General features: G+C 71.1%; 19 protein-coding genes. 9 read left to right on the top strand and 10 right to left on the bottom strand.

The features are described from left to right. Nucleotides 1-125: 125 nt before the first annotated feature. Both ACSEEN_RS19270 and ACSEEN_RS19265 read right to left on the bottom strand, forming a co-directional pair. A complete protein-coding gene (locus ACSEEN_RS19270; protein WP_247863700.1) occupies nt 126-1,094 on the bottom strand; it encodes a sigma-70 family RNA polymerase sigma factor in 969 nt (322 codons plus the stop codon). Between the two features lie 125 nt (nt 1,095-1,219). After that, nucleotides 1,220-1,648, bottom strand: coding sequence for a DUF3099 domain-containing protein (locus ACSEEN_RS19265; protein ID WP_247863698.1), 429 nt, complete (start codon nt 1,646-1,648; stop codon nt 1,220-1,222). 82 nt (nt 1,649-1,730) lie between these two features. Here ACSEEN_RS19265 and ACSEEN_RS19260 point away from each other — a divergent pair, with 82 nt between their 5' ends. Next, complete coding sequence (locus ACSEEN_RS19260) at nt 1,731-1,961, top strand: DUF3039 domain-containing protein (protein ID WP_298446680.1); 231 nt, start codon at nt 1,731-1,733, stop codon at nt 1,959-1,961. Here ACSEEN_RS19260 and ACSEEN_RS19255 read toward each other — a convergent pair. Next, nucleotides 1,951-2,955, bottom strand: coding sequence for a YihY/virulence factor BrkB family protein (locus ACSEEN_RS19255; RefSeq protein WP_371307747.1), 1,005 nt, complete (start codon nt 2,953-2,955; stop codon nt 1,951-1,953). The genes ACSEEN_RS19260 and ACSEEN_RS19255 overlap by 11 nt on opposite strands. Before the next feature lie 212 nt (nt 2,956-3,167). On the opposite strand from ACSEEN_RS19255, the gene ACSEEN_RS19250 reads away from it, so the two are divergent. Further along, a complete protein-coding gene (locus ACSEEN_RS19250; RefSeq protein ID WP_298446692.1) occupies nt 3,168-4,910 on the top strand; it encodes a DEAD/DEAH box helicase in 1,743 nt (580 codons plus the stop codon). 84 nt (nt 4,911-4,994) lie between these two features. Here ACSEEN_RS19250 and ACSEEN_RS19245 read toward each other — a convergent pair whose 3' ends face one another. Further along, entirely contained in the window at nt 4,995-5,183 is a 189-nt protein-coding gene (locus ACSEEN_RS19245; protein WP_247863692.1) for a DUF7455 domain-containing protein, read from the bottom strand. Between the two features lie 118 nt (nt 5,184-5,301). Then, the gene (locus ACSEEN_RS19240) at nt 5,302-5,898 is read right to left on the bottom strand and encodes a TetR/AcrR family transcriptional regulator (RefSeq protein WP_349306132.1); all 597 of its coding nucleotides are present in this window, start codon (nt 5,896-5,898) and stop codon (nt 5,302-5,304) included. A 106-nt stretch (nt 5,899-6,004) separates the two neighbouring features. On the opposite strand from ACSEEN_RS19240, the gene ACSEEN_RS19235 reads away from it, so the two are divergent. From ACSEEN_RS19235 to ACSEEN_RS19220, 4 genes are read left to right on the top strand one after another with little or no spacing between them, the layout of a single operon-like run. Then, the gene (locus ACSEEN_RS19235) at nt 6,005-6,763 is read left to right on the top strand and encodes an SDR family oxidoreductase (protein WP_247863691.1); all 759 of its coding nucleotides are present in this window, start codon (nt 6,005-6,007) and stop codon (nt 6,761-6,763) included. Then, entirely contained in the window at nt 6,760-7,557 is a 798-nt protein-coding gene (locus ACSEEN_RS19230) for an SDR family NAD(P)-dependent oxidoreductase (protein ID WP_371307748.1), read from the top strand. The genes ACSEEN_RS19235 and ACSEEN_RS19230 overlap by 4 nt, the downstream gene beginning before the upstream one ends. Beyond that, a complete protein-coding gene (locus ACSEEN_RS19225; RefSeq protein WP_247863689.1) occupies nt 7,554-8,567 on the top strand; it encodes a phosphotransferase family protein in 1,014 nt (337 codons plus the stop codon). The genes ACSEEN_RS19230 and ACSEEN_RS19225 overlap by 4 nt, the downstream gene beginning before the upstream one ends. A gap of 31 nt (nt 8,568-8,598) precedes the next feature. Next, nucleotides 8,599-9,825, top strand: coding sequence for an acyl-CoA dehydrogenase family protein (locus ACSEEN_RS19220; protein ID WP_247863688.1), 1,227 nt, complete (start codon nt 8,599-8,601; stop codon nt 9,823-9,825). A 2-nt stretch (nt 9,826-9,827) separates the two neighbouring features. Here ACSEEN_RS19220 and ACSEEN_RS19215 read toward each other — a convergent pair whose 3' ends face one another. After that, complete coding sequence (locus ACSEEN_RS19215) at nt 9,828-11,144, bottom strand: D-arabinono-1,4-lactone oxidase (protein WP_440714052.1); 1,317 nt, start codon at nt 11,142-11,144, stop codon at nt 9,828-9,830. Between the two features lie 101 nt (nt 11,145-11,245). On the opposite strand from ACSEEN_RS19215, the gene ACSEEN_RS19210 reads away from it, so the two are divergent. Continuing rightward, nucleotides 11,246-12,169: a LysR substrate-binding domain-containing protein gene (locus ACSEEN_RS19210; protein WP_440714051.1), complete on the top strand. Its 924-nt coding sequence runs from the start codon at nt 11,246-11,248 to the stop codon at nt 12,167-12,169. Here ACSEEN_RS19210 and ACSEEN_RS19205 read toward each other — a convergent pair. Then, nucleotides 12,157-13,533 (bottom strand): RNA polymerase sigma factor, encoded by a 1,377-nt coding sequence (locus ACSEEN_RS19205; protein ID WP_440714050.1) that lies wholly within the window; start codon nt 13,531-13,533, stop codon nt 12,157-12,159. The two genes, ACSEEN_RS19210 and ACSEEN_RS19205, sit on opposite strands and share 13 nt — an antisense overlap. 166 nt (nt 13,534-13,699) lie before the next feature. Beyond that, nucleotides 13,700-14,494 (bottom strand): polyphosphate--glucose phosphotransferase, encoded by a 795-nt coding sequence (gene ppgK, locus ACSEEN_RS19200; protein ID WP_247863685.1) that lies wholly within the window; start codon nt 14,492-14,494, stop codon nt 13,700-13,702. A 33-nt stretch (nt 14,495-14,527) separates the two neighbouring features. On the opposite strand from ppgK, the gene ACSEEN_RS19195 reads away from it, so the two are divergent. Continuing rightward, complete coding sequence (locus tag ACSEEN_RS19195) at nt 14,528-15,469, top strand: inositol monophosphatase family protein (protein WP_440714049.1); 942 nt, start codon at nt 14,528-14,530, stop codon at nt 15,467-15,469. Between the two features lie 22 nt (nt 15,470-15,491). On the opposite strand, the gene cei is transcribed toward ACSEEN_RS19195, so the two are convergent. Next, entirely contained in the window at nt 15,492-16,148 is a 657-nt protein-coding gene (gene cei / locus ACSEEN_RS19190) for an envelope integrity protein Cei (protein WP_298446690.1), read from the bottom strand. Between the two features lie 233 nt (nt 16,149-16,381). Between cei and ACSEEN_RS19185 the strand changes: the two genes are divergently transcribed. Next, nucleotides 16,382-16,681 (top strand): DUF4193 domain-containing protein, encoded by a 300-nt coding sequence (locus tag ACSEEN_RS19185; RefSeq protein WP_247863682.1) that lies wholly within the window; start codon nt 16,382-16,384, stop codon nt 16,679-16,681. Between the two features lie 68 nt (nt 16,682-16,749). Here ACSEEN_RS19185 and ACSEEN_RS19180 read toward each other — a convergent pair whose 3' ends face one another. After that, complete coding sequence (locus ACSEEN_RS19180; RefSeq protein ID WP_247863681.1) at nt 16,750-17,262, bottom strand: DUF3093 domain-containing protein; 513 nt, start codon at nt 17,260-17,262, stop codon at nt 16,750-16,752. Between the last annotated feature and the right edge of the window lie 78 nt (nt 17,263-17,340).

Genomic DNA, 17,340 nt, shown 5'->3' with positions numbered 1-17,340 from the left:
CCCCCCCCCCCCCCCCCCCCCCCCCCCCCCCCCCCCCCCCCCCCCCCCCCCCCCCCCCCCCCCCCCCCCCCCCCCCCCCCCCCCCCCCCCCCCCCCCGCGGCCGGTGGGGAGGTGCTGACGCCGGTCAGCTGGCGTAGGCGCGCAGCTTCTCGGCGCGGTCGCCCTGCCGGAGCTTGCCCATCACGTCGCGCTCGATCTGCCGGACGCGCTCGCGGGACAGCCCGAAGGAGCGGCCGATCTGGTCGAGGGTGCGCGGCTGGCCGTCGTCGAGCCCGAAACGCAGGGTGATCACCTGGCGCTCGCGGTCGTCGAGCGTGCCGAGCACCGAGCGGATGTCCGAGTGCAGCAGGCTGGAGATCACGACGCTCTCGGCGGAGGTGGCCTCGGCGTCCTCGATGAAGTCGCCGAGCGGCGCTTCCTCGTCGTTGCCGACCGGCATGTCCAGGCTCACCGGGTCGCGGCTGTGATCCATCAGGTCGGCGATCTTCTCGGCGGGGATGCCGGTCTCGGCCGACAGCTCCTCGTCGGTGGCCTCGCGGCCGAGCTGCTGGTGCAGTTCACGGCGGATACGGGCGATCTTGTTGACCTGTTCGACCAGGTGGACGGGCAGCCGGATGGTGCGGCTCTGGTCGGCCATGCCGCGGCTGATCGCCTGCCGGATCCACCAGGTGGCGTAGGTGGAGAACTTGAAGCCCTTGGCGTAGTCGAACTTCTCGACCGCCCGGATCAGACCGAGATTGCCCTCCTGGATCAGGTCGAGCAGCGGCATGCCGCGACCGGTGTAGCGCTTGGCGAGGGAGACCACCAGGCGCAGATTGGCCTCCAGCAGGTGGGCGCGGGCCTGCTCGCCCTCGCGCACCAGAATCGCCAGGTCGCGCTTGCGGGCCGGGCCCAGGCGCTTCTTGGTCTCCAGCAGATGCTTGGCGTACAGGCCGGCTTCGATGGCCTTGGCGAGATCCACTTCCTGCTCGGCGGTGAGCAACGCGGTGCGCCCGATCCCGTTCAGATACACGCGGACCAGATCGGCGGAGGGGGACTGGGCGTCCAGATCCTCGGCGGTGGGAGCGGGACGGGTACGAGTTGCGGTGGACATGCGGCCTCCTCGGACGACGATCTGTGGCGAGCGTTCATCAGGTCCAACGCGCCGATGGCGCGGAAGGTTCCCGGCGAGGCTGAGAAGTCGCTGAGTATGTGCGCCCGGCGGGAGACCGGCGGGGATCAGTCCCGGCGCGCGGCGGGGTCGGCCGGATCGGCCTCGATGACGAGGCCCTCGGCGGCCGGGTCGCGCGGCGGAGGCGGCGCGGGTTCGGTGGACAGTTCGGCGGGCCCGACGGTGCGGCCGGGGCCGAACTTGTAGTACTGCACCTCACCGCGCTTGCGCGGCGGGCGGTCGTTGGCGATCAGCACCGCCATCCAGGGCATCGGAATCGAGATCGCGATGATGCCGACGGCCCACCACGGATTGTGCGTCCAGGCGTAGACGCCGCTGGCCAGCAGGAGCGCGGGTATGCGAATGCTCATCATCCACAGGTACTTGCGGACGCGGGCACGCTGCTGATCCTCCAGGCTCTGCTCGGCCCGGGTGATCAGGAAGGCATCCGCGCCGGCGCCGCGGCGCCCGCCGGAATCCTCGCCCGTTCGTGCCATACCTCCACTGTTCCACTCGAGGGTCGGTGACGCCAACGCGGGGCGGGCTGCATCGCCGCGCCGCCTGCGTCACAATGGAACGATGAGCACCCAGACGATCGAACGCCCCGACCTCGACGAGCGGACCGAACAGGACGACGACACACCCAAGGTCTTCCACTACGTCAAGAAAGACCGGATCGCCGAGAGCGCGGTGATGGGCACGCACGTCGTCGCGCTGTGCGGCGAGGTCTTCCCGGTCACCAAGTCGCCCAAGCCGGGGTCGCCGGTGTGCGAGAAGTGCAAGAAGGTCTACGCGAAGCTCAAGAAGTAGGCGGCCGCCGCCGGATCGGTTCGGTCGGCCGCGCGCCGAGTTCGTCGTCGACGGGCTGCGGCGCGGGCCGTCGCGGCCGCTGACCGGGCCGGATGGCGCGCCGTCGCAGGGTGTCGGTGATCTCGCTGGTCTGCGTCGACACCCATTGCCGCACGACCGGCCCGTTGTGCTCGCGCGGCCAGAGATCCTGGATGGCGGCGTTGAATTCGGCCCCGAGGACGATCGAGAAACCCAGGAAGAAGCCGAACAGCAGAAAGGCGATCGGCGTCGCGAGCGCACCGTAGGTGTAGCCGGTCTTGGCCAGCGCCGTCAGATAGGCGCGCAGGATGTACGTCGCCACCCAGAAGAACACCCCGGCGAGGAAGGCGCCCGGCACCAGACGCAGCCAGGGCAGCGGGTAGGGCAGGGCGAAGCGGTAGAGCAGCACCAGCACGCCGATCAGCAGCAGGCCGACGAACGGGAAATAGCCCCAGGTGATCAGCCAGTTCATCGCCTTGCCCCAGTCCGCGGGGACGATCTGGATCAGATACGTCGGTCCGAGGGCGACCAGCGGCAACAGCAGCACCGCGGTGATCAGGAAGACGATGTAGATGATCAGCGCGAAGATGCGCTGCCAGACCGGGTTGCGCACCTGGTGCTGGTCGTGGGCGGTGACGATGGCCGCGACGAAACAGCTCATCGCCGAGGACCCGGCCCACAGCGACATCACGAAGCTCAGTGAGATCAGGGCGCCGCGGCCGCGATGGAGGACGTTGTCCACGGTGGGCCGGATCAGATCGTCCACCACCTGCTCGGTGAACACGCTGCCGGAGAATCCGACGATCCGGTCGCTGATGATCTGCACGGTGTCCGGGCCGAACCACCCGCCGATGTAGCCGAGGCTGCCGATCACGCCGAGCAGCAGCGGCGGCAGCGAGAGGGCCTGCCAGAACGCGGCCTGCGCGGACCAGCCGATGATGCCGTCGTCCCACGACTTGACGGTGGTCCGCCACACCAGCCGCCCGCTTTTGCGCAGCGCTGAACCGCCGGCGGAGTGCTCTCCGTCGGCCGGCGGCGCGGGCCTCGGGCCATCGGTACTGATGGGTACCAGCATGGCCGATCGGCGGGACTCGGTGGCGTCCGGGGCGGTCCTGCGGCGTGGCGGCTCTGTCGCCCGGAGGGTTTAGACTCGTCTGCGATATGAGTGAACCGGGGCTGACATCGACCATGGACGAGACCGTGACGCCGGGGCAGAGCAGGCCTGAGCCCTCGGGATCGCTGCGTGCCTGGCAGCGCCGTGCGCTCACCAAGTACCTCACCGCCAAGCCCAGGGACTTCCTGGCCGTGGCGACGCCGGGCGCCGGTAAGACGACGTTCGGCCTGCGGATCGCCGCGGAGTTGCTGTACGACCGGACCGTCGAGCGCATCACCGTGGTCGCGCCGACCGAGCACCTGAAGTACCAGTGGGCGGCCGCCGCGGCGCGGGTCGGGATCAACCTCGATCCGAACTTCTCCAACTCGACCGGATCGACCAGCTCCGATTTCGACGGGGTGGTGCTCACCTACGCGCAGGTCGCCGCGCACCCGTACCGGCACCGGGAGCGCACCGTGCGGTGGCGCACGCTGGTGATCCTCGACGAGATCCACCACGGCGGCGACGCGAAGAGCTGGGGCGACGGCATCCGGGAGGCCTTCGACGACGCTGAGCGGCGGCTGTCGCTGACCGGCACCCCGTTCCGGTCCGACGATTCGCCGATCCCGTTCGTCACCTACGAGCCGGAACCGGGCGGCGGTGCCCGTTCGCGGGCCGACCACGCCTACGGCTACTCCGATGCGCTGCGCGACGGCGTCGTCCGCCCGGTGGTCTTCCTGGCCTACTCGGGGCAGGCCAGCTGGCGCACCAGCGCCGGTGAGGAGTTCACCGCGCGGCTGGGTGAGCCGCTGTCGGCCGAGCAGACCGCCCGCGCGTGGCGCACCGCGCTCGACCCGCACGGCGACTGGATCCCCGCGGTGCTCAGCGCCGCGCATCGCCGTCTGCAGAAGCTGCGGGCGTCCGGGGTGCCCGACGCCGGTGGCCTGGTGATCGCCACCGACCAGAAGAACGCGCGCGACTACGCCGAGCTGCTCGAATCGATCACCGGCACGCGTCCCACGCTGGTGCTGTCCGATGAGGCGGGCTCGTCGGAGCGGATCGAGGCCTTCGCGGCGTCCGGCGACGAGTGGATGGTGGCCGTCCGCATGGTGTCCGAGGGCGTCGACGTGCCGCGCCTGGCGGTCGGCGTCTACGCCACCAACGCGTCGACGCCGCTGTATTTCGCGCAGGCCATCGGCCGCTTCGTGCGGTCGCGGCGGCCGGGTGAGACCGCCAGCGTCTTCCTGCCGTCGGTGCCGGTGCTGCTGCAGCTCGCCAGCGAGCTGGAGGCGCAGCGCGATCACGTCCTGGGCAAGCCGCACCGCGAGGAGACCGGTCTCGACGACGCCGCGCTGGCCGAGGCCAACAAGCGGGAGGACGAGCCCGGTGAGGACGAGCCGGCGTTCCAGTCGCTGCACGCCAGCGCCGAGCTGGATCAGGTGATCTACGACGGCTCGTCGTTCGGCACCGCGACCATGCCCGGTTCGGAGGAGGAGTCGGACTACCTGGGGCTGCCCGGACTGCTCGACGCCGAGCAGGTGCGGACGCTGCTGCAACAGCGGCAGGCGCAGCAGGTGTCCAATCGGTCGACGGTGCGTCCGCGCGAGGACGCCGCGGCCGCCGAGGCGCCCAACGCCGCCGAGCGGAGCACCGGCGCGAGCCTGCACGCGCTGCGTAAGGAACTGAACACGCTGGTGGCGCTGCACAATCACCGGACCGGCCGGCCGCACGGCTGGGTGCACAACGAGCTGCGCCAGCGGCTCGGCGGCCCGCCGACCGCGATGGCCACCGCCGAACAGCTGCAGGAGCGGATCAAAGCGCTGCGCACCTGGAACTGAGCGCCCGGACCCGGCGCACCGACGACGAGACCGGGCCGCGAGCGATCATCGCTCGCGGCCCGGTCTCGATCGTCGGCGGGGGCGTCAGTCGGTGACGACGGCCCCGGCTTCCACGAGGCGTGCCTCGTGGTCGTTGTAGTGGTGGCGGCAGAACAGCAGTTCGCCGCCGGCGGGCAGCGTCGCCCGTACCTTCGCGGCGGCCCCGCAGCGATCGCAGCGATCGGCAGCGGTGAGCGAGGGGGAGACGATGGTGGTCGTGGCGGTGTCGGTCATGGATTCCTCCGTCCCAGTGCGGCGCCCGAGGCGGTGCGCCTTGGGTATCACTCTGTCAGACGATCGGGGCGGGTGATTTGTTCCCGGGGGTGTCCGGGTGTGTCGCGACACACGTCGGCTACTGTCCGCGGGCCTGCACCATGCGCAGCGCGAGCGCGCTGTACGACTCGGCCAGGGCCTCCGGCGTGGGGCCGCGATCGTCGGAGTACCACCGGCCGATGTCGATGCCCATCGACTCGAGCGCGAGGGTGACGGTCGCCGGATCGTCGGTCGCGAAGTCGCCGCTGGCGACGCCGGCGTCGACCGCGGCCCGCAGGCGGCGGGCGATGGCCCGGCGCAGGGTGGTGATCCGGGCGAGATGCTCGGGGGTGAGCGCGCCGAGCTCGTAGTTCACGATCCGGGCCCAGGTGTGGTCCTCGGCGTGATAGCGGACGAACGCCCGGATCAGCGCGGCCAGCCGTACGCCGGGAGCGGCGCCGGGCGCATCGGCGGCGTCGAGCACGGCGAGGGTCCGTTCGTGGCCGGTCAGCGAGAGCTGGAAGAGCAGATCCTCCTTGGACGGGTAGTGCACGTACACCGCGGCCGGGCTCATCCCCGCGGCCGCGGCCAGGTCGCGCGTGGTGGTGCCGTGGAAACCGCGCTCGGCGAAGGCTTCGACGGCCGCGCGCAGCAGGCGCTGCCGGGTCTGGTCGGCCCGGGACATGTTCTCGGTCACTTTTCTCGTCTCCTTCCCCAGTGCTTGACGCTGCGCAGTGTCTGCAGGCAGAGTAGAGCACACGCAACTAAGCGAGCGCTTAGTCGGCACGTGAAGAGGAGACGAGATGAGTACATCCCGGTTTGCCGGTAAGACGGCGGTCGTCACCGGCGCCAGTCGAGGCATCGGTCTGGCGATCGCCCAGCGGCTGGTCGACGACGGCGCCCGCGTGGTGATCACCGCGCGCAAGCAGGCCGCGCTCGACGAGGCCGTCGCGGCGCTCGGGGGACCGGATCACGCCGTCGCGGTGGCCGGTCGTGCCGACGACACCGATCACCAGGATCAGGTGGTGGCGACCGCCCTCGAACGATTCGGCTCGCTCGACTTCCTGGTCAACAACACGGGCATCAACCCGGTGTTCGGGCCGCTGATGGAGATGGACGTCGACGCGGCCCGCAAGATCATGGACGTCAACGTGCTGTCCGCGCTGTCGTGGGCGCAGAAGGCGTACGCGGGCTGGATGGGTGAGCACGGCGGGGCGATCGTCAACGTCGCCTCGATCGCGGGCCTGCGGCCGGCACCGATGATCGCCTTCTACGGCGTGTCCAAGGCCGCGGTGATTCACCTGACCGAGGAACTCGCGATGGAACTGGGTCCGAAGATCCGGGTCAACGCGGTGGCCCCCGCCGTGGTCAAGACGCGCTTCGCCGAAGCCCTCTACGTGGGCCGCGAGGAACAGGCCGCGGCCGCCTACCCGCTGAAGCGGCTCGGTGAGCCGGAGGACATCGGCTCGGTGGTCGCGTTCCTGCTGTCGGGCGATGCGGGCTGGATGACCGGTCAGACCCTCGTGGTGGACGGCGGCGTGCTGCTCGGCGGTGGCGTGTGAGCGCCTTCGATCCGGCCGGGGCGTGCGTCGTCGTCACCGGAGCGGCCGGCGGCATCGGTGCGGCGCTGGCGACCGGGCTCGCCGCCCGCGGCGGCTGGGTCGTCGTCGCCGACCTCGACGCGGCCGGTGCCGACCGCACGGTCGAGGCGATCACCGCGGCCGGCGGAACCGCCCTCGCGGTGGCCGGGGACGCCGCATCCGAGGAGGGCGTCGCCGCCCTGATCGCGACCGCGCGGCAGGCGTACGGCCCCATCGCGGCGTGGTTCGGCAACGCAGGCATCGACGGCGGGCACGGGCTGGAGTCGTCCGACGCGGACTGGGCGCGCACCGTCGACGTGAACGTCATGGCGCACGTGCGCGCCGCCCGCCACCTGATCCCGGAGTGGATCGAGGCCGGCGGCGGCCGATTCGTGGTGACGGCCTCGGCGGCCGGTCTGCTGACCATGCTCGGCGCCCCGGCCTATTCGGTGACCAAGCACGGCGCCGTCGCCTTCGCGGAATGGCTCTCGGCCACCTACCGTCATCGCGGTGTGGTGGTGCAGGCGCTGTGCCCGCAGTGGGTCCAGACCGGCATGATCGACGAGGTGCCCGCCGCACTCCTGGGCGTCGGCGAGGTGCTGAGCCCCGAATCGGTGGCCGACACCGTCGTGGAGGCGCTCGGCGACGACCGGTTCCTCATCCTCCCGCACCCCGAGGTGGCCGGTTACTACGGTGCGCGGGCGTCGTCGACCGACCGCTGGCTGGCCGGAATGAACCAGCTCCAGCAGGTGATCGAGAAGGGGGCCGGCTCGTGACCGATCGGCTTCCCGGCCTCGACCTGGACGCGCTGACCCCGTGGTTCGCCGAGCACGTCGCCGATCCCGGCGCCGCGCTGACCGCCGAGCTGATCGCGGGCGGCAAGTCGAATCTGACATATCTGCTGCGCGCGGGGGAGCGGCGCTGGGTGCTGCGCCGCCCGCCGGTGGGGCATCTGCTCGCCACCGCGCACGACATGGGCCGCGAGTACCGCTTCATGTCGGCGCTGGCCGAGACGGCGGTGCCGGTGCCGGCGATGTACGCGCACTGCGACGACGACGCGGTCCTCGGGGCACCGTTCTACGTCATGGAGGCCGTCGACGGGACGCCCTACCGCCGGGCGTCGGAACTGGTGCCGTTCGGGCCGGAGCGCACGAGGGCCATCGCCGAGCGGCTGATCGACACCCTGGCCGCCCTGCACGCCGTCGATCCGGAACACGTCGGACTCGGCGACGCCGGTCGTCCGGAGGGCTTCACCGGACGCCAGGTCCAGCGGTGGCGCAAGCAGTTCGACGCCGCCCACACCCGTGATCTGCCGGACATGGTCGCCCTGTACGACGCGCTCGTCGCGCGGGTGCCCGCCCGCGACGGGGCGCCGGGCATCGTGCACGGCGACTACCGCCTCGACAACGTCCTGTTCGACGCCGCCGATCGTCCGGCGGCGGTCCTGGACTGGGAGATGGCGACCATCGGCGACCCGCTCACCGATCTGGCCCTGATGACCGTCTACGACCGGGTGGGCAAGCTCGGCGGCGGCGTCACCGACGTCTCGACGGCGCCCGGCTACCTCACCGAGGACGAGGTGATCGCCCGCTACTCGGCCGCCTCCGACCGCGACCTGACCGATTTCGGCTTCTACCAGGCCCTCGCCTTCTTCAAGCTGGCCGGGATCTCCGAGGGCATCCACTACCGCTACGTCAACGGACAGACCGTCGGCGAGGGCTTCGCGCGGGTCGGCGACGGGGTTCCGCTGCTGCTCTCCGCCGGTCTCGCCGCGCTCGCCGACTGACCCGTCCACCACCGATCCGAGGAGCACCGACATGGACTTCACCTTCGACCAGACCACACAGGAGTACCGGGAGAAGCTCCTGGACTTCATGGACTCCCACATCTACCCGGCCGAGCCCGTCTTCGCCGAGCAACTGGCCGCGCTGGCCGACCCCTGGGACTGGGACAGCGTCCCGGTCCTCGCCGAACTGCGGGCCGAGGCCCGGCGCCGCGGCCTGTGGAATCTGTTCCTGCCCGGCGAGCACGGCGCGGGCCTGACCAACGTGCAGTACGCGCCGCTCGCCGAGATCACCGGCCGCAGCCCGGCGCTCGCCCCGGCGGCGCTCAACTGCGCGGCGCCGGACACCGGCAACATGGAGGTCCTCGCCGCGTTCGCCGACGACGCGCAGCGCGAACGCTGGCTCACCCCGCTGCTGAACGCCGAGATCCGTTCCGCGTTCGCCATGACCGAGCCGGACGTGGCCAGCTCCGATGCCACCAACATCGAGATGTCGATCGTGCGGGACGGCGACGAATACGTCATCAACGGCCGCAAGTGGTGGATCACCGGCGCGATGAGCCCCAAGGCGACGATCTTCATCGTGATGGGCAAGACCGATCCCACCGCGGACCGGCACCGGCAGCAGTCGATGATCCTCGTCGAGCGGGACACCCCCGGCCTGGAGGTGGTGCGCGGGATGCACGTCTACGGGTACGACGACGCCAGCCACGGCGGCCACGCCGAGCTGCGGTTCACCGACGTGCGCGTGCCTGCCGAGAACCTGATCGGTGAGGAGGGCGACGGCTTCGCGATCGCGCAGGGCCGCCTCGGCCCGGGCCGCATCCACCACTGCATGCGCTCGATCGGGATCGCCGAACGCGCACTGGAGCTGATGTGCGACCGCGTCTCGACCCGTATCGCGTTCGGGAAGCCGCTGTCCGAACAGGGGGTGATCCGCGACCGCATCGCCGAGTCCCGGGTCGCGATCGAACAGCTCCGGCTGCTCACCCTGAAGGCCGCCTGGCTGATGGACACGGCTGGAAATCGCAAGGCGCACACGGAGATCCAGGCCATCAAGATCGCGACACCGCGCGTGGTCGGGGAGATCCTGGACTGGGCGATCCAGGCGCACGGAGCGGGCGGGCTGTCCCAGGACTTCCCGCTCGCCGAGATGGCCGCCGGGATGCGGACGCTGCGCTTCGCCGACGGCCCGGACGAGGTGCACAAGAACGCCCTGGCCCGCTACGAACTGCGCAAGCAGGCGGCCCGTCACTCCTGACGTCAGGCGGGGCGCACCGGCCCGAGGACCCGGCGGATGTGGTCGTTGGTGAACACGCCGCCGGGATCCAGCCGGGACCGCACGTCCTGGAAGCGATCCCACTCGGGGTAGCGGCCGGCCAGCGCCTCGGCGTCGAGCAGATGCCGCTTGCCCCAGTGCGGGCGGCCGTCGTACGCCGAGGCGATGTCCTCGAAGGCCCGGAAGTACGGCCGCCACGGCATGCCGCGGAACATGTGCACGGCGATGTAGCAGGTCTCGCGGTCGTACGACGGACTCAGATAGGAGTCGGTGTCACCGGCCACGAAGCGCACCTCGACCGGGAAGTTCACCGCGAAGCCCTCGCGCTCGATCGCCCGCGCGAGATCGTCGAGCACGGGCAGGCAGGCGGACCGCGGGACCGCGAACTCCATCTCGGTGAACCGCACGGCGCGCTTGCTCGCGTACACCCGGTAGCTCCGGTCCACGTACTCCGACCCGGAGGCCAGCGCGGTGAGCGTCCGGTTCAGGACGGGAATGGCCCGGGGGAGACGCCTGCCGAGCCGCGAGGCGCCCTCGACCACGGTGTTCTCCAGGAATTCGTTCGCGCGGGCGGCGAGCTCGCCGCGCGGCGCGAGCGGCCGGTCGGTCCGGTTGTTCAGCTTCACCATCGCGGCGCCGGTGTGCGGGAAGTGGAAGAACTCGAAGTGGTCGTTGGTGTCGATCAGCTCGTCGAGCCGGGCGGTCAGCTCGGGCATCGGCATGGTGAACTCACGGGCCGCCAGGGCGAACGCCGGCACCACCTTCAGCCGGTAGGAGGTGGCCACGCCGAGGGCGCCGAGGCTCACCCGCGCCGCGGCCAGCGTCTCCGGGTCGTCGCCGGAGCAGGTCAGCGTGCTGCCGTCGGCGAGCACCAGATCCATGGACTCGATCCCGGTGGCCAGATTGCCGAGCAGCCGGCCGGTGCCGTGGGTCGCGGTCGACGACGCACCCGCGAAACTCTGCTGGTCGACGTCGCCGAGATTGGGCAGCGCCACACCGAGGGCGTCCAGCGCCGGGTTGAGGTCGTACAGGCGGGTGCCGGCGCCGATGGTGACCAGGCCGGCGTCGGCGTCGTAGTGCGCGATACCCGCGAGCCTGTCCAGGCTCAGCAGGAGGCCGTCGGTGGCGACCAGGTCGCTGAACGAGTGCCCGGCGCCCACGACGCGGACGGTCTGACCGGCCTCGGCCGCGGCCGCGACCGCGGTGGACAGTTCCTCGACCGTGGCGGGCGTCAGAATGCGCGCCGGGGTGGCCGACTCGTCGCCCGCCCAGTTGGTCCAGGTCCCGTTGGTGATCGTCATCGCGTGCTCCTCATCGCTGTGATGCACTCCATCGTCGCGGCAACCCCCTCGCGTTGTGAAACACCGAATCGCCGTCGATCTACACTCTGAAGATTGTGGATGTGAACACGCGGCGCTTGCGGGCCTTCGTCGCCGTCGCGGAGGAATTGCACTTCACCCGGGCGGCGGCGCGGCTCTACCTGGCGCAGCAGTCGCTGAGCAAGCAGATCGCCGAGCTGGAGGCCGACGTCGGCACGCCGCTGCTGACCCGCACCTCGCGCCGGGTGGAACTGACTCCGGCCGGGGCGGTGTTTCTGGACGCGGCGCGCGACGTGCTCGCCCGGCTCGATCAGGGGGTGACGCAGGCGCGCAGCGTCGGCCGCGGCGAGCACGCGGTGCTGCGGGTCGGCTTCATCGTGGGTGCCGCCCTGGAACTCACCCCGCTGATCCTCGGGGACTTCGCGGAACGGTATCCCGATGCCCGGCTGGAACTGCGTGAATTCGGGCTGACCGATCCGACCGCGGGACTCGGCACGGCCGAGACCGACGTCGCCTTTCTGCGGCTGCCGTGCGCCACCGACGGCCTCGACGTGTATCCGCTGTTCACCGAACCCTCGGTGGTCGGGGTGCGGTCCACTCACCGGCTGGCCGCCCGCGAGTCCCTCACCCCCGCGGACCTGGCGGATGAGCCGATCGCCGTCGGGCGAACGTCCGACGCGGTGTGGCGCGATTTCTGGACCCTCGCTCGCGCCGACGGGCCGCTGGTGGAGACGTCGTCGCACAGCGAGGAGATGGAGGTGGTGGCCGCCGGTCTGGCCTGCTGCATCACACCGGCCGCCGCGGCGCGGTTCACCCCGCGCCCGGCCGTGCGCTTCGTGCCGCTGACCGGCTACCCGGGCTCGACCGTCGCCGTCGCTCACCGGGCGGGCGCCGACGGGACGCTGGTGCGGGGGTTCGTGGAGACGGCGACGGCCACCGTCGCACGCGAACGTGAGACGGTGGCCGTGATCGGGAACGTCGCCGGGACGCAGACTCAGTCCAGGTAGTCGCGCAGCACCTGCGAGCGGCTGGGGTGCCGCAGCTTGCTCATGGTCTTCGACTCGATCTGGCGGATGCGCTCGCGCGTGACGCCGTAGACCTGACCGATCTCATCGAGCGTGCGCGGCTGGCCGTCGGTGAGGCCGAAGCGCAGCCGGACCACGCCGGCCTCGCGCTCGGAGAGGGTGTCGAGGACGTCCTGCAGCTGATCCTGCAGCAGCGTGAAGCTCACCGCGTCGACCGCGACGACGGCCTCGGAGTCCTCGATGAAGTCGCCGAGCTGGCTGTCGCCCTCATCACCGATGGTCTGGTCCAGCGAGATCGGCTCCCGGGCGTACTGCTGGATCTCCAGCACCTTCTCCGGGGTGATGTCCATCTCCTTGGCGAGTTCCTCCGGGGTGGGCTCGCGGCCCAGGTCCTGCAGGAGTTCGCGCTGGATCCGGCCCAGCTTGTTGATCACTTCGACCATGTGCACCGGGATGCGGATGGTGCGGGCCTGATCGGCCATGGCGCGGGTGATGGCCTGGCGGATCCACCACGTCGCGTAGGTGGAGAACTTGTAGCCCTTGGTGTAGTCGAACTTCTCCACCGCGCGGATCAGACCGAGGTTGCCCTCCTGGATCAGGTCCAGGAACGCCATGCCGCGGCCGGTGTAGCGCTTGGCGAGCGAGACGACGAGGCGGAGGTTGGCCTCCAGCAGATGGTTCTTGGCGCGGTTGCCGTCGCGGGAGATCCAGTTCAGGTCGCGGCGCTGGGCCACCGACAGCTTCTCACCGGACTCCATCACGCGGCGCAGCTTCTCGGTGGCGAACAGGCCGGCCTCGATGCGCTTGGCGAGTTCCACCTCCTCCTCCGCGTTGAGGAGGGCGACCTTGCCGATCTGCTTGAGGTAGGCGCGGACCGAGTCGGCGGAGGCGGTGAGCTCGGCGTCCTTGCGCGCCTGGCGCAGGGCCTCGGACTCCTCCTCGTCCCAGACGAAGTCGCTCGACGACTTCTCGTCCTTGGCGTCGCCGTCCTTGGCCTTGTCGGCGTCCTTCGCATCGTCCTTGACGTCGTCGTCGACCTGCAGGTCCTCGTCGGCCAGATCGATGTCCTCGAGATCCTCGGGCGCGTCGGCGTCGAGCTGCGGCTCGTCGTCGGCGGGAGCCTCGGCCCCGGCCTTCGAGGTCGCCTTCTTGGCCGCGGTCTTCTTCGCGGCGGTCTTCTTCGCCGCGGTCTTGCGCGGCGCCGCCTTCTTGGCCGCGGTCTTCTTCGCGGCGGTCTTCTTGGCGGCGGTCTTCTTCGCGGGGTCCTTGCGGGCGGCGGTCTTGCGGGCCGGAGCGGTCTGATCGCCGGTGTCTGCCTCGACGTCCGGGGATTTGGTGGTTGCCACGTACGACCTTTCACACACTCAATCAACGGCCGCGCGTCGCCGCGCTCACGCAGGAGACGTGAACGGCCTGGTCAGGGGAGTCGATCGAGCTGAACGGGATCGACGCGTTCCATTGTAACGAAACCGACTCGCCGCGGGGTGCGGCGGGAGCGAATCGACGCCGCCGCTACCGGTCGCCGGCGATCGCCATCGCCGCGCCGACGATCCCCGCGGTATTGCGCAGATGAGCAGGGACGACGGGCACCTCGTTGGTCAGATACGGGATCCACTTGTCGGCCTTGCGGCTGATCCCGCCGCCCACCACGAACAAGTCGGGCGAGAACAGCCGCTCGTACATGGTCAGGACGCGGGAGAGCTTGCCCGCCCAGTGCTCGTAGCTCCAGTCGCGGTCCTTGCGGACCTTCGCCGAGGCCCGCTTCTCGGCGATCACACCGCCCACCTCGATGTGGCCGAGTTCCGAGTTCGGGATCAGCACGCCGTCGTAGATGAGCGCCGAGCCGATCCCGGTGCCCAGCGTCAGCAGGATCACCAGGCCCTCGTCGACCGCCGCGCCGCCGCCGTAGCGCTGTTCGGCCAGGCCGGCGGCGTCGGCGTCGTTCAGGACCGCCACGCCCCGGCCGCCGAGCACACCGCTGAAGAGCGCCCGCGCGTCGGTGCCGATCCAGCCGGGATCGATGTTCGCCGCGCTGCGAACCACCCCGTCTTTGACGATGCCGGGCAGCGTGACGCCGACCGGCCCGGTCCAGCCGAAGTGCTCGACGATCTCCGCGACGGTGGCCGCGATCAGGTCGGGCGTGGCCGGCTGCGGGGTGTCGATCCGGTGCCGGTCGCCGACGAACTGACCGGTGCGCAGGTCGACGATCGCGCCCTTCACGCCGGTGCCGCCCACATCGATGCCGAAACCGAGTCCGGAACCGGGGCTGGGGGCGCGGTCGGCGCCGAGAATGGTCACGTCGGACATGAGCGATCCTGTTCTGCTGTGAGGCCGGTGGCGATGCTCACCGAAGCTTACGGCGGATCGGGCCGGACGTGGGGACCACTAGACTCGGACACCGTGAGCGTTGCCGCCGAGAATGCCGACCCGACCCCCGAAGAACTCGCCGAGCTGGCGTGCACCGTCGCCCGGGAGGCCGCCGCGCACGTGCGGGCCCGGCGGCCCGAGGTGTTCGACGTGTCCGGGCACGACGGCGCGGCGAGCGCGGTGAGCACCAAGTCCACGCCGACCGATCCGGTGACCGTCGTCGACACCGAGACCGAGGAGCTGGTGCGCGCACTGCTGCACCGGGCCCGGCCCGGTGACGCGATCCTCGGCGAGGAGGCCGGCGGCAGCGACGACGTGCCCGCGGGGCTGCGCTGGGTGGTCGACCCGATCGACGGCACCGTGAACTTCCTCTACGGCATCCCGGCGTACGCGGTCTCGATCGCGGTCCAGGCCGATGGCGTGTCGATCGCCGGGGCCGTCGTCGACGTGGCCCGGGACGTCGTCTACTGGGCCGCGCGCGGCGGCGGCGCGTTCAGCGCCGGTCCGGGCGAGACGGCGCCGCGGCGGCTGCGGGCCAACCCGGTCGACGACGTCGCGCTCGCGCTGGTGGCCACCGGCTTCGGCTACGCCCCGGCGCGACGTCGCGCGCAGGGCGCGCTGCTCGCCGAGCTGCTGCCGCGAGTGCGGGACGTCCGGCGGGTGGGGGCGGCGGCCCTGGACCTGTGCATGGTCGCCTCGGGGGCGGTGGACGTGCACTTCGAACACGGCCTCTCGCCGTGGGACTGGGCGGCGGGCTCGCTGATCGCGGAGGAGGCCGGCGCCCGGGTGATCGTGCCGCCGCCGACATCGCGATCGGCCGATGGGCATCCGACGGTCGCGGCGGCCCCCGCGATCGCCGACGAGTTCGTGGCGCTGCTGGGCGGCCTCGGCGGGATGGACGCGCTGCCCGAGTGACGCCCGGCCGCGGGCGGCGGGCTCAGCAGGACTGCGCGTGCACCGCGTCGATCAGCGAACGGTCGACGCCGGACTTGGGATTGCGCGGGTCCACCGACCGGAGGGCTTCCAGCGCGGCCTGCACGTCCTGGCTCGGCTTGGTGCCGGTGTAGAACTCGCCGAGCGCGACGTCGACGTTGGTGCCCGCGCGGCCGTCGTTCACCAGCTGGGCACAGGGCACGGCCAGCCACACCGCGGCGGCGGCGCCCTGACCGGCCTGCCCGAACCGGATCTGTGCCACACAGTGCAGGTTGCGGTCGGCGTACACCGTGTCGTCGCCGTAGGCGGGGTCGCCCGCCGCGAAGCCCTGGGCCACCAGATCGTCGGACACCGAGCGGGCCTCACCGCGCGCCGCCGCCGAATTGAGCACGCTGACCCGGAACGTGGACAGCGCCGCCGGCGCGACGCTGAGCATGTCGCTGCGGCCCACCACCTTGAGCTCGGGGGCACCGGCCGCGGTCGGCATATTGCAGTCGGTCGGGTAGCTCTTCTCGCCGTTCCCGGTCAGCGCGTACGTCCAGGCGGCGATCGCGGCCACCACCAGGACGGTGACGATGATGATCGCGGGCGTCATGTTGCGCCGCTTGAACGGGCGGCCCTGCGCATCGGTCGCGTAGCCGGTGGCGAACTTGGAGACCATGCGCCCACCTTAGAGGCCGACGGCCGTCAACCCGCGCAACGGCGCCCGGCAAGCCCGCGATCGGCCGCGCCGCGAGGGCGTGAACAGTCGTTGTTGACCCGGCCGCATCGCTCACCTAGAATTCGGGCGCCCGCCGCGTTCGACTACCGTCCGCGGGGACGGGGGACGAGCCACGAGCGAGCCCTCCGCACGAGAATGACAACGCACTACGACACCCAGGGTTGAGGCACTACATGGCTACCGATTACGACGCCCCACGGCGGAGCAACGATGACGACCTGGCGACGGATTCGCTGGAAGAACTGAAGGCCCGGCGCAACGAGGGCGCCGCCGCCGACGTGGACGTCGACGAGACCGATACCGCCGAATCCTTCGAGCTGCCCGGTGCCGATCTGTCCGGTGAAGAACTCTCGGTGCGCGTGGTGCCCAAGCAGGACGACGAGTTCACCTGCGCGAGCTGCTTCCTGGTGTACCACCGCAACCGGCTCGGTGCGGAGCGTAACGGTCAGCTGATCTGCGTCGACTGCGCCTGAGTCGCGGCACGACGAGAAAGGCCGGCCCCGGGAACGGGGCCGGCCTTCGTCGTCAGGTGGTGGCGTCGTCAGGTGGTGGCGTCGATCTGGCCGTCGGCCGCGGCGGCACCGGCGTCGGTGATGCCCATCGCGGCGAGCACCTTGTCCGGGTGGCGCGTGGAGACCAGCCAGTACGGCGTGGGGTCGTCGGGATCGTCGAGCACCAGCAGTGCCATCGGCTTGATCCACGACCGGTAGACAAGGAACGCCGCCGGGTCGAGCTGGCGGCCCATCGCCGCGCTGCGGGCCGAGGCGGGCACGACGGCGCCGCGGCCGACCACCTCGGCGGGCAGGACGGCCTTGTGCGCGTGGAGGGCCCCGTCGGCGTCGACCCGGACCTGCATCCGGCTCATCGAGAACAGCAGCCAGGCCACCAGGACACCGAGGACCGGATAGAAGACGACGCTCCACGCCTGCCGGTAGGCGGCCAGCTGGGCCTCGTAGCCGAGGAGGGCCACGACGACGGCGCCGAACACCCACCACCACCAGGGAACGGTCAGCCGCTCGGAGTATCGGTCGGCGGCGGAACTCGAGTCGGTCACGAGATCCAGACTAGATGAGTGGTTCCCGGCGGCGGATCGATGCCTTCTCACGCCGTGGCACATCTCACCCGCGTCCCG

It is taken from the genome of Gordonia marina (assembly GCF_052036135.1).
Lineage (GTDB): Bacteria > Actinomycetota > Actinomycetes > Mycobacteriales > Mycobacteriaceae > Gordonia.
This window is presented reverse-complemented; position numbering and strand designations above follow the sequence as displayed.

Coding starts and splice junctions, on each gene's coding strand:
- ACSEEN_RS19185 (WP_247863682.1), top strand. CDS start 16,382: ATGGCTACCGATTACGACGCCCCACGGCGGAGCAACGATGACGACCTG.
- ACSEEN_RS19265 (WP_247863698.1), bottom strand. CDS start 1,648: ATGGCACGAACGGGCGAGGATTCCGGCGGGCGCCGCGGCGCCGGCGCG.
- ppgK (WP_247863685.1), bottom strand. CDS start 14,494: ATGTCCGACGTGACCATTCTCGGCGCCGACCGCGCCCCCAGCCCCGGT.
- ACSEEN_RS19270 (WP_247863700.1), bottom strand. CDS start 1,094: ATGTCCACCGCAACTCGTACCCGTCCCGCTCCCACCGCCGAGGATCTG.
- cei (WP_298446690.1), bottom strand. CDS start 16,148: ATGGTCTCCAAGTTCGCCACCGGCTACGCGACCGATGCGCAGGGCCGC.
- ACSEEN_RS19260 (WP_298446680.1), top strand. CDS start 1,731: ATGAGCACCCAGACGATCGAACGCCCCGACCTCGACGAGCGGACCGAA.
- ACSEEN_RS19235 (WP_247863691.1), top strand. CDS start 6,005: ATGAGTACATCCCGGTTTGCCGGTAAGACGGCGGTCGTCACCGGCGCC.
- ACSEEN_RS19245 (WP_247863692.1), bottom strand. CDS start 5,183: ATGACCGACACCGCCACGACCACCATCGTCTCCCCCTCGCTCACCGCT.
- ACSEEN_RS19195 (WP_440714049.1), top strand. CDS start 14,528: ATGCTCACCGAAGCTTACGGCGGATCGGGCCGGACGTGGGGACCACTA.
- ACSEEN_RS19215 (WP_440714052.1), bottom strand. CDS start 11,144: ATGACGATCACCAACGGGACCTGGACCAACTGGGCGGGCGACGAGTCG.
- ACSEEN_RS19250 (WP_298446692.1), top strand. CDS start 3,168: ATGGACGAGACCGTGACGCCGGGGCAGAGCAGGCCTGAGCCCTCGGGA.
- ACSEEN_RS19220 (WP_247863688.1), top strand. CDS start 8,599: ATGGACTTCACCTTCGACCAGACCACACAGGAGTACCGGGAGAAGCTC.